Genomic DNA, 11569 nt, shown 5'->3' with positions numbered 1-11569 from the left:
GATGGCGGTGTAACAGCCAACAATGATGTTGAATGTTATGGCCTCATCGCGAGCAGGCTCGCTCCCACAGGGTTTTGTGTCGGATTTCAGATTAGCGTCAAAACGAGTCGCCCGGCACACGGACAAACCCTTCCATCAACACCCGCGCACTGCGGCTCATGATGGCTTTTTTCACGGTCCATTCACCGTTGACCTGGCTGGCCTCGGCGCCCACGCGCAAGGTGCCGGACGGATGACCGAAGCGCACAGCGTTGCGTTCGATGCCGCCCGCGGCCAGGTTGACCAACGTGCCGGAAATCGCCGCTGCCGTGCCGATGGCCACCGCTGCCGTGCCCATCATCGCGTGGTGCAGTTTGCCCATGGACAGCGCACGCACCAGCAAGTCAATGTCGGCTGCCGCAATCGCCTTGCCACTGGAAGCAATGTAATCCGCAGGCGGAGCCACAAAAGCCACTTTGGGCGTGTGCTGGCGTTTGGCGGCTTCGTCCAGGTGCTGAATCAGCCCCATCCGCAGCGCGCCGTAAGCGCGGATGGTTTCGAACATCGCCAACGCCTTCAGGTCGCCATTGATCGCGCCCTGCAATTCGGTACCGGTGTAACCGATGTCTTCAGCGTTGACGAAGATGGTCGGAATGCCGGCGTTGATCAGGGTCGCCTTGAGCGTACCGACGCCCGGCACTTCGAGGTCATCCACGAGGTTGCCAGTGGGGAACATCGAACCGCCGCCCCCCTCTTCTTCCGCCGCCGGGTCGATGAATTCGAGCTGTACTTCGGCCGCCGAAAAGGTCACGCCGTCGAGTTCGAAATCGCCGGTTTCCTGGACCTCACCGTTGGTGATCGGCACATGGGCGATGATGGTCTTGCCGATGTTGGCCTGCCATACGCGCACCTCCGCCACACCGTTGTGCGGGATGCGGCTGGCGTCCACCAGACCGTTGCTGATGGCGAACGAACCGACTGCTGCCGAAAGGTTGCCGCAGTTGCCGCTCCAATCAACGAAAGGCTTGTCGATGGACACCTGACCGAACAGGTAATCGACGTCGTGATCGGCCTTGAGGCTTTTCGACAGGATCACGGTTTTGCTGGTGCTCGAAGTGGCGCCACCCATGCCGTCGATTTGCTTGTCGTAAGGGTCGGGGCTGCCGATCACGCGCAGCAACAACGCATCGCGAGCCGGCCCAGGGATTTGTGCCGCTTCGGGCAGGTCTTTCAGGCTGAAGAACACGCCTTTGCTGGTGCCGCCGCGCATATAGGTAGCAGGAATCTTGATCTGGGGTGTGTGAGCCATATAGATCCTTATCGGCCAGCGCGGGGCTTACCCCCCCGCGCGGCTCGTCGTGTTAAACGGCAACCGCCGATTCTTCGAGGAAGTCCTGAGCGAAGCGCTGCAACACGCCGCCAGCCTCGTAGATCGACACTTCTTCAGCGGTATCGAGGCGGCAGGTCACCGGCACTTCGACGCGTTCGCCGTTCTTGCGATTGATCACCAGCGTCAGCGTCGCACGCGGGGTGCGGTCGCCGATCACGTCGTAGGTTTCGCTGCCGTCGATGGCCAGGGTGTGACGGTCGGTGCCCGGCTGGAACTCCAGCGGCAGAACGCCCATGCCCACCAGGTTGGTGCGGTGGATGCGCTCGAAACCTTCAGCGGCGATCGCTTCCACACCCGCCAGACGCACACCTTTGGCCGCCCAGTCGCGGGACGAACCCTGGCCGTAGTCGGCGCCGGCGATGATGATCAGCGGCTGCTTGCGCTCCATGTAGGTTTCGATGGCTTCCCACATGCGCATGACCTTGCCTTCCGGCTCGACCCGCGCCAGGGAACCCTGCTTGACCTTGCCGTTTTCCCGGACCATTTCATTGAACAGTTTCGGGTTGGCGAACGTCGCGCGCTGCGCGGTCAAATGGTCGCCGCGGTGAGTGGCGTAGGAGTTGAAGTCTTCTTCCGGCAGGCCCATTTTCGCCAGGTATTCACCAGCGGCGCTGTCGAGCATGATCGCGTTGGAAGGCGACAGGTGATCAGTGGTGATGTTGTCCGGCAGCACCGCCAGCGGGCGCATGCCCTTGAGCGGACGCGCGCCGGCCAGCGCGCCTTCCCAGTACGGTGGACGACGGATGTAGGTGCTCATTTCGCGCCAGTCATACAGCGGCGTGACCTTGGGGCCGGTGTCTTCGTGGATGGCGAACATCGGGATGTACACCTGGCGGAACTGCTCCGGTTTGACCGAAGCTTTCACTACCGCGTCGATTTCTTCGTCGCTCGGCCAGATGTCTTTCAGGCGGATTTCCTTGCCGTTCGCGTCCAGGCCCAGCACATCTTTTTCGATGTCGAAACGAATGGTCCCGGCGATAGCGTAAGCCACCACCAATGGCGGCGAAGCCAGGAATGCGTTTTTGGCGTACGGGTGAATCCGCCCGTCGAAGTTACGGTTACCGGAGAGTACGGCCGTGGCGTACAGATCGCGGTCGATGATTTCCTGTTGGATCACCGGGTCCAGCGCGCCGGACATGCCGTTGCACGTGGTGCAGGCGAAGGCCACGACGCCGAAGCCGAGTTGCTCCAGCTCTTTAGTCAGCCCGGCTTCATCCAGATACAGCGCCACGGTTTTCGAACCCGGCGCCAGGGACGATTTGACCCAAGGCTTGCGGGTCAGCCCGAGCTTGTTGGCATTGCGCGCCAGCAGGCCGGCGGCGATGACGTTGCGCGGGTTGCTGGTGTTGGTGCAACTGGTGATGGCGGCGATGATCACCGCGCCGTCCGGCATCTGGCCCGGCACATCGTCCCACTGGCCGGAGATGCCTTGGGCGGCGAGATCGGACGTGGCGACACGGGCGTGCGGGTTGCTCGGGCCGGCCATGTTGCGCACCACCGAAGACAGATCGAAGCTCAGCCCACGCTCGTACTGCGCGCCTTTCAGGCTGTCTGCCCAGAGGCCGGTCTGCTTGGCGTAATTCTCGACCAACTGCACTTGCTCGTCTTCACGGCCGGTGAGTTTCAGGTAGTCGATGGTCTGCTGGTCGATGTAGAACATTGCCGCCGTGGCACCGTATTCCGGGGCCATGTTGGAAATGGTCGCGCGGTCGCCCAAGGTCAGTGCCGAAGCACCTTCACCGAAGAACTCCAGCCAGGCGCCAACGACTTTTTGTTTGCGCAGGTATTCGGTCAGCGCCAGCACCATGTCGGTGGCGGTGATGCCCGGCTGCAGCTTGCCAGTGAGTTCGACACCGACGCTTTCCGGCAAACGCATCCACGATGCGCGACCGAGCATCACGCTCTCCGCTTCCAAACCACCCACACCAATGGCGATCACGCCCAGCGCATCGACGTGCGGGGTGTGACTGTCGGTGCCGACGCAGGTGTCGGGGAACGCCACGCCGTCGCGCACCTGAATCACCGGCGACATTTTCTCCAGGTTGATCTGGTGCATGATCCCGTTGCCCGGCGGGATCACGTCGACGTTCTTGAAGGCTTTTTTGGTCCAGTTGATGAAGTGGAAACGGTCTTCGTTGCGACGGTCTTCAATGGCGCGGTTCTTCTCGAACGCCTCGGGATCGAAGCCACCGCGCTCAACGGCCAGCGAGTGGTCGACGATCAGTTGCGTCGGCACCACCGGGTTCACTTGCGCCGGATCGCCGCCTTGCAGGGCGATGGCATCGCGCAGGCCGGCGAGGTCGACCAGGGCGGTCTGGCCAAGAATGTCGTGGCAGACCACGCGGGCCGGGAACCATGGGAAATCGAGATCGCGTTTGCGCTCGATGAATTGCTTCAGGGATTCGGTGAGCGTGGCCGGGTCACAGCGACGCACGAGGTTTTCCGCCAGCACGCGGGAGGTGTACGGCAGAGCGTCGTAGGCGCCGGGCTGAATGGCCTCGACCGCCGCGCGGACGTCGAAATAATCCAGATGGCTGCCGGGCAGCGGTTTGCGGAATTCAGTGTTCATCGTCAGGACTCGGTCACGGTGATTACAAAGGGTGGGGCCTGGCGCGGCTTCTGAACTGAAACCGATCCCCCTGTAGGAGCGAAGCTTGCTCGCGAAAGCGGTCTGTCGGTCGACATTGATGTTGAATGTCAGTCCGTCTTCGCGAGCAAGCTTCGCTCCTACAGGGGTCTCGGTTCATTCAGCAACCGGCACCGGCGCCCTCCCCCAGTCAGCGTTGTTCGATTGGCACGAACTTGCGCTGTTCGACGCCGACGTATTCGGCGCTCGGGCGGATGATGCGGTTGTTGGCACGTTGCTCGAACACATGGGCCGCCCAGCCGGTCAGGCGCGAGCAGACGAAGATCGGCGTGAACAACTTGGTCGGAATGCCCATGAAGTGGTACGTCGACGCATGGTAGAAGTCAGCGTTGGGGAACAGTTTTTTCTGCTCCCACATGGTCTTGTCGATGGCTTCGGATACCGGAAACAGCACCGTGTCGCCCACTTCGTCAGCGAGTTTTTTCGACCAGGCCTTGATCACCTCGTTGCGCGGATCGTTGTCCTTATAGATCGCGTGGCCGAAGCCCATGATCTTGTCCTTGCGCTCGAGCATGCCGAGGGTGCCTTTGATCGCCTCTTCGGGCGACGAAAAGCGCTCGATCATTTCCATCGCCGCTTCGTTGGCGCCGCCATGCAGCGGGCCGCGCAGGGAGCCGATGGCCGCCGTGACGCAGGAATACAGATCCGACAGCGTCGAGGCGCACACCCGGGCGGTGAAGGTCGAGGCGTTGAACTCGTGTTCCGCGTAGAGGATCAGCGAAACGTTCATCACTTTGACGTGCAACTCGCTCGGCTTCTTTTCGTGCAACAGGTGCAGGAAATGGCCGCCGATACAGGCTTCGTCGGTCACGCAATTGATGCGTTTGCCGTCGTGACTGAAGCGATACCAGTAGCACATAATCGCCGGGAATGCGGCCAGCAAACGGTCGGTGGCATCGTGCTGCTCGGAGAAGTCTTTCTCCGGCTCGATGTTGCCCAGGAATGAGCAACCGGTGCGCATCACGTCCATTGGGTGGGCGTCAGCGGGGATGCGTTCCAACACTTCTTTCAGCGCTTGCGGCAGATCGCGCAGCTTGCTCAGTTTCTGGGTGTAGGCAGCCAGTTGTGCTTTGGTCGGCAGTTCGCCGTACAGCAGCAAGTAAGCCACTTCTTCGAATTGTGCGTCAGCCGCCAGTTCGCGAACATCGTAGCCGCGATAGGTCAGGCCGGCGCCCGACTGGCCCACGGTGGACAGTGCGGTTTGCCCGGCCACCTGGCCACGGAGCCCGGCGCCACTGAGTACTTTTGCTTCGGCCATTGCTGTCTCCAATTTTTTTTGAATTTGTCAGGGAAACTTGTAGGAGCGAAGCTTGCTCGCGAAAGCGGCGTCTCAGACGACATTGATTTTGAATGTCAGTCCGTCTTCGCGAGCAAGCTTCGCTCCTACAGGGCTTTCATTACTTCTTCGCTGCAAACAACGCATCGAGCTTCTGCTCGAAGGTGTGGTAATCGATGCGATCGTAAAGCTCCATGCGCGTCTGCATGGTGTCGATGACGTTCTGTTGCGTGCCGTCGCGGCGGATCGCGGTGTAGACGTTTTCCGCGGCTTTGTTCATGGCGCGGAATGCCGACAGCGGGTACAGCACCAACGACACGTCGGCGGCAGCGAGCTGCTCGGTGGTGTACAGCGGCGTCGCGCCGAACTCGGTGATGTTGGCCAGGATCGGCGCTTTCACGCGGCTGGCGAACAGTTTGTACATCTCAAGCTCGGTGATCGCTTCCGGGAACACCATGTCGGCGCCGGCTTCGATGCATGCCGCCGCGCGATCCAGCGCAGACTCAAGGCCTTCCACCGCCAGGGCGTCCGTGCGGGCCATGATCACGAAGCTGTCGTCGGTGCGGGCATCAACGGCCGCTTTGATGCGGTCGACCATTTCCTGCTGCGAGACGATCTCTTTATTAGGACGGTGACCGCAGCGCTTGGCGCCGACCTGGTCTTCGATGTGAATCGCCGCCGCGCCGAACTTGATCATCGACTTCACGGTACGGGCGACGTTGAACGCCGAGGAACCGAAACCGGTGTCCACGTCCACCAACAGCGGCAAGTCGCAGACGTCAGTGATGCGACGCACGTCGGTCAGCACATCATCCAGACCGGTAATCCCCAGGTCCGGCACGCCCAGGGAGCCAGCAGCCACCCCGCCACCCGACAGGTAAATAGCCTTGAAACCGGCGCGCTTGGCCAGCAGTGCGTGGTTGGCGTTGATCGTGCCGACCACTTGCAGCGGATGTTCGCTGGCGACCGCATCGCGGAAACGCTGGCCTGGAGTGCTCTTGTTGGAACTCATGACTCACCTCGTTCAGTGGCTGTCGGGTTAGCGCCGTCCTGGTAGTGACGGGCAATATTGCGTTTGGAGGCGCCGATGTGACGGCGCATCAACAACTCGGCCAACTCACCGTCACGGTCGGCGATGGCATCGAGAATTCGGTGGTGTTCGGCAAACGCCTGGCGCGGCCGATTGGGCGTGGTGGAAAACTGGATGCGGTACATGCGCACCAGCTGATAGAGCTCACCGCACAGCATCTGGGTCAGGGTACGGTTGCCGCTGCCCTGGATGATCCGGTAATGAAAGTCGAAATCGCCTTCCTGCTGGTAGTAACCGACACCGGCCTGAAACGCCGCATCGCGCTCATGGGTTTCCAGCACCCGACGCAGTTCGTCGATTTCTTCGACCGTCATGCGTTCAGCCGCCAGACGGCACGCCATGCCTTCCAGGGATTCGCGAATTTCGTAGAGTTCCAGCAGTTCGGCGTGGCTCAGCGACACCACCCGCGCCCCGACGTGCGGCACGCGAACCAGCAGGCGCTGGCCTTCCAGACGGTGAATGGCCTCACGCAGCGGCCCGCGGCTAATGCCGTAGGTGCGCGCCAGCTCCGGCTCTGAGATCTTGCTACCCGGGGCAATCTCGCCTTTGACGATGGCCGCCTGAATGCGTCGGAAGACGTTTTCGGAAAGTGTTTCCGAGTCGTCCTGAACCGTGACCGGGGGATCGAGTTGATCCAGCATATTGTCGACACCTTGAAAACCAATGCCGCAAAAACTAGCGAATATGGCCGGTTACGTCAAAGGATAATTCGATATTGTCGACAATCGTCTAATAACCCTCTGCACCATAAGGAAGCAACACCTCAAGTTATAGCCGTCGGCCAACGCTGGCGCCATAAACCCACCGTGCTAGAATGCCGCCCGCATTTGCTTGTCATCTGCATTGCCTGTCATAAAAAGCAGATAGGCATACGAGGGAGCTTGTGCAGCAATGCCAGGGCCTTGAATTGAAGAACGGACCGCTGCGCATCAGGATTTATGAGACTCAAGCCCTTCACCACATTCCTTTGTCTTTTTGGCCTTTCAGGTTTCGCCGCGGCAGGGGAAAAGACTGTGTACGGCCTCAATGAGTACGCTTCGCTGGATGGCATCAACCTGGAAGTCGCCGCCAAACTCGACACCGGGGCAAAAACCGCTTCGCTGAGCGCCCGCGACATCAAACGTTTCAAACGCAATGGCGAGTCGTGGGTGCGCTTCTATCTGGCTATCGACGCCGCGCATTCGCACCCGATCGAACGACCGCTGGCCCGTGTCAGCAAGATCAAGCGCCGGGCCGGTGACTACGACCCGGAAGAAGGCAAGAAATACACCGCCCGTCCGGTCATCGAGCTGGATATCTGCATGGGTTCGGCTTTACGCAGTATCGAAGTGAACTTGACCGACCGGAGTGCCTTCCAATACCCGCTCTTGATCGGCTCCGAAGCGCTCAAGCGTTTCGATGCGCTGGTCGACCCCAGTCTTAAATACGCTGCTGGCAAACCCGCCTGCGCCACCGACGCACATACCGCAGAGTAATTCCAATGCGCTCTCTTACCCTCCATCTGAAACTGCTGATCGCCATCCTGGTGGTGCTGGGCATTTCAGTTACGGCCTATCAGATTTTCGTGCTCGGAATTCCGGTGACCGAAGACGCCACCGACGACTTGTGGAACATCGACGCCAAGGTCGAGTTCGTCGCCAATGCCAAAGACCCGATCAAGATCCAGATGTTCGTGCCGCCGCTGAGCCGCGACTACGTGAGCCTCAACGAGAGTTTCATTTCCAATAATTACGGCGTGGCGGTGAACCGTGTCGACGGCAACCGCAAGGTCACTTGGTCGGCGCGTCGCGCCAAGGGCAACCAGACCCTTTATTACCGACTGGTGCTGACCAAGCGCTACAGCGGCGAAAAATCCAAGATCAAAGGCCCGACCTTCCGCGACAGCATTGCCGTCGAAGGCCCGGAAAAAATCGCCGCCGAAGCCCTGCTCGCGCCGATCCGCCAACACTCGGCCGACGTCGAAACCTTCATCGGCGAAGCCATCAAGCGCGTCAACAACCTCAACGACGACAACGTGAAACTGCTGCTGGCCGGCGATCCGTCCACCGTGAACAAAGCCAAAATAGTCGAACTGGTACTGTCCATCGCCCACGTGCCAGTGGAAAAGGTCCACACCATTCGCCTGGTGGCCGATCAGCCACAAATGCCTGAACTCTGGTTGCGCAGCTTCAACGGCACCGACTGGCTGTACTTCAACCCGGAAACCGGCGAACAGGGCCTGCCCACCGACCGCTTGCTGTGGTGGACGGGCGATGAAAACCTGATCACCGTCGATGGCGGCAAAAAAGCCAACGTCACCTTCAGCATGAACAACAGCGAAATGAACGCCATTCGCCTGGCCAAGCTGACCGACGAAAACTCCGACGCCAACTTTCTCGATTACTCGCTATACGGCCTGCCGCTGGAAACCCAGCAGACCTTCATGATCATGGTGATGATCCCGATCGGCGTGCTGGTGATCCTGATCCTGCGCAACCTGATCGGCATTCAGACACTCGGCACCTTTACCCCGGTGCTGATCGCCCTCGCCTTCCGGGAAACCCAGCTCGGCTTTGGTATTATGCTGTTTACGATCATTACGGCGCTGGGGCTGTCGCTGCGCTCCTACCTTGAACATCTGAAACTGCAAATGCTGCCGAGGCTGTCGGTGGTGCTGACCTTCGTGGTGGTGCTGATCGCGGCTATCAGCCTGTTCAGCCACAAACTCGGCCTGGAACGCGGGTTGTCGGTGGCACTGTTCCCGATGGTGATTCTGACCATGACCATCGAACGCCTGTCGATCACCTGGGAAGAGCGCGGTGGCGGCCATGCCATGAAAGTGGCGATCGGCACGCTGTTCGCCGCTTCCCTGGCGCACCTGATCATGAGCGTGCCGGAGCTGGTGTACTTTGTGTTCACCTTCCCGGCGGTCCTGCTGATTCTGGTGGGCTTCATGCTGGCCATGGGTCGCTATCGCGGTTACCGCCTGACCGAACTGGTGCGTTTCAAGGCTTTCCTGAAGAAGGTTGACGCCTGATGTTCGGTCTCTGGAAGACCTGGAAAGCCCTTGAGGCCCGGGGCATCATGGGGATCAATCGGCGCAACGCAGACTACGTGCTCAAGTACAACAAGCGCAGCCTGTACCCGATCGTCGATGACAAGATCATCACCAAGGAGCGCGCCATCGCCGCCGGCATCCACGTGCCGGAGCTGTACGGCGTGATCTCCACCGAGAAAGAAATCGACAACCTCGGCGAGATCATCGGCGGGCGTACCGATTTCGTGATCAAACCGGCCCAGGGCGCCGGCGGCGACGGCATCATTGTGGTTGCCGACCGGTTCGAGGGGCGCTATCGCACAGTGTCCGGCAAGATCATTGACCATGAGGAACTCGAGCACCATATCTCGAGCATCCTCACCGGCCTGTACTCCCTGGGCGGGCACCGTGACCGTGCGCTGATCGAATACCGCGTGACCCCGGACCAGATCTTCAAAAGCATCAGCTACGAAGGCGTGCCGGACATTCGCATCATCGTGCTGATGGGCTATCCGGTGATGGCCATGTTGCGCCTGCCGACTCGCCAGTCTGGCGGCAAAGCCAACCTGCACCAAGGCGCCATCGGCGTCGGTGTCGACCTGGCCACAGGCCTGACATTGCGCGGCACCTGGCTGAACAACATCATTAACAAACACCCGGACACCACCAATGCAGTGGACGGTGTGCAACTGCCCTACTGGGACGGTTTCATGAAGCTCGCTGCCGGCTGCCATGAGCTGTGCGGGTTGGGTTACATCGGTGTCGACATGGTGCTCGACCAGGAGAAAGGGCCGCTGATTCTTGAGCTTAACGCCCGGCCCGGTTTGAACATTCAGATCGCCAACGACTGCGGGTTGACGTTGCGTACCCACGCGGTCGAAGCGCGACTGGAAGAATTGAAAGCGCGCGGGATAACCGAAACGGTGCAGGAACGCGTTGAGTTCGTTCAGGAAATGTTTGGGCATATTCCAGCGGTTGAGGGTTGATCCGAGACAGACATTCGCGGGCAAGCCTCGCTCCTGTAGGAGCGAGGCTTGCCCGCGAAGACTGACTAACAGGCAACAAAGCTCTCAACCTGCCAATCCCCGACATCCCCTCTAGGAGCAAATCCTGCAGAGGACTACAATCGCTCCCCCGCCTCGATGGCTGATCTGCCCCGCCCATGTTGACCTGTTCCGTACACCCGCTGCCCTATCGCGCCAACCCCGCCGAATACTTCGCGGCGATTCGTCATGCCCCCGGTGCCGTGCTGCTCGACAGCGGCCGACCGAGCGCCGAGCGTGGGCGTTATGACCTGCTCAGTGCCTGGCCGCTGGAGCAACTGGCCGTATTACCGGATGAAAGCGGCAGCCATTTCCTGCAACGCCTTCGCGACAATCTGACGCGACTCGGTGAAGCAGCCGTTCCTTTTGACCTGCCCTTCGCCGGCGGCCTGATTGGCTACCTGAGCTATGACTTCGGCCGGCATCTGGAAAACCTGCCGAGCCAGGCGCGGGACGATCTGCAATTGCCCGACGCACGTTTCGGGCTGTACGACTGGGCCCTGATCAGCGATCACCACTTGGCCACCAGCCAACTGGTGTTCCACCCGGCGTTGATCGACAGCGAACGACAGCGGCTGATCGAACTGTTCACGCAACCTGCACCTCAGAAAATCGAGCCTTTCAAACTGGACGGCCCGATGAGCGCCGACCTGAGCCCCGACGACTATCGACAAGCTTTCGAACGCATTCAGCAATACATCCAGGCCGGCGACTGCTATCAGGTCAACTTCGCCCAGCGCTTTCGCGCGCAATGCCTGGGCGATCCATGGGCCGCGTACTGCGCGCTGCGGGCGGCGTGCCCGACGCCGTTTTCCGGTTTCCAGAGCCTGCCCGATGGCGGCGCGGTGCTGAGCCTGTCGCCGGAGCGTTTCGTCAAAGTCAGCGAGCGCCACGTCGAAACCCGCCCGATCAAAGGCACCCGCCCCCGCGGCCTGACCGCTGCCGAAGATGCCGCGAACGCCGCCGAACTGCTGGCCAGCCCCAAGGATCGCGCTGAAAACCTGATGATCGTCGACCTGCTGCGCAACGACCTCGGCCGTACCTGCCGTATCGGCTCCGGTCTGAACTCCAGTCACCTTGTAATCTCGTATGCTTCCGATCAGATCGGAAGAGCACACGTCTGAACTC

At 60.6% G+C, this 11569-nt stretch carries 8 protein-coding genes and 1 pseudogene; 4 read left to right on the top strand and 5 right to left on the bottom strand.

All coding sequences use genetic code 11. From position 1 onward, the window contains the following. Window positions 1-97: 97 nt before the first annotated feature. From prpF to PMI30_RS03520, 5 genes are all read right to left on the bottom strand, one after another. A complete protein-coding gene (gene prpF / locus PMI30_RS03500) occupies window positions 98-1288 on the bottom strand; it encodes a 2-methylaconitate cis-trans isomerase PrpF (RefSeq protein ID WP_008014113.1) in 1191 nt (396 codons plus the stop codon). 52 nt (window positions 1289-1340) lie between these two features. Next, on the bottom strand, window positions 1341-3938 hold the full coding sequence (acnD, locus tag PMI30_RS03505) for a Fe/S-dependent 2-methylisocitrate dehydratase AcnD (protein WP_008014110.1): 2598 nt from the start codon (window positions 3936-3938) through the stop codon (window positions 1341-1343). Window positions 3939-4146: 208 nt separating this feature from the next. Then, entirely contained in the window at window positions 4147-5274 is a 1128-nt protein-coding gene (prpC, locus tag PMI30_RS03510) for a bifunctional 2-methylcitrate synthase/citrate synthase (protein ID WP_008014107.1), read from the bottom strand. Window positions 5275-5413: 139 nt separating this feature from the next. Then, window positions 5414-6304, bottom strand: coding sequence for a methylisocitrate lyase (gene prpB / locus PMI30_RS03515; protein WP_007902093.1), 891 nt, complete (start codon window positions 6302-6304; stop codon window positions 5414-5416). Further along, window positions 6301-7023, bottom strand: a complete 723-nt coding sequence (locus PMI30_RS03520; protein WP_007902102.1) for a GntR family transcriptional regulator — start codon at window positions 7021-7023, stop codon at window positions 6301-6303. Before PMI30_RS03520 ends, prpB begins: the two co-directional genes overlap by 4 nt. 297 nt (window positions 7024-7320) lie before the next feature. On the opposite strand from PMI30_RS03520, the gene rloA reads away from it, so the two are divergent. From rloA to PMI30_RS03540, 4 genes and pseudogenes are all read left to right on the top strand, one after another. Beyond that, window positions 7321-7857 (top strand): retropepsin-like aspartic peptidase RloA, encoded by a 537-nt coding sequence (gene rloA / locus PMI30_RS03525; protein WP_032836227.1) that lies wholly within the window; start codon window positions 7321-7323, stop codon window positions 7855-7857. 5 nt (window positions 7858-7862) lie between these two features. Further along, window positions 7863-9398, top strand: coding sequence for an osmotic stress tolerance membrane protein RloB (gene rloB, locus PMI30_RS03530; protein ID WP_008014104.1), 1536 nt, complete (start codon window positions 7863-7865; stop codon window positions 9396-9398). Next, window positions 9398-10384 carry an alpha-L-glutamate ligase-like protein gene (locus PMI30_RS03535; protein WP_008014103.1) on the top strand — a complete coding sequence of 329 codons (987 nt, stop codon included), beginning with the start codon at window positions 9398-9400 and terminating at the stop codon, window positions 10382-10384. Before rloB ends, PMI30_RS03535 begins: the two co-directional genes overlap by 1 nt. Before the next feature lie 176 nt (window positions 10385-10560). After that, window positions 10561-11499: pseudogene (locus PMI30_RS03540) on the top strand (anthranilate synthase component I family protein); the annotation flags it as partial. Window positions 11500-11569: the final 70 nt, after the last annotated feature.

Origin of the sequence: Pseudomonas sp. GM50 (assembly GCF_000282375.1) — a bacterium.
Classification (GTDB): Bacteria; Pseudomonadota; Gammaproteobacteria; order Pseudomonadales; family Pseudomonadaceae; genus Aquipseudomonas.
The sequence above is the reverse complement of the archived record's forward strand: the minus strand, read 5'-3'. Positions and strand labels throughout refer to the sequence as shown.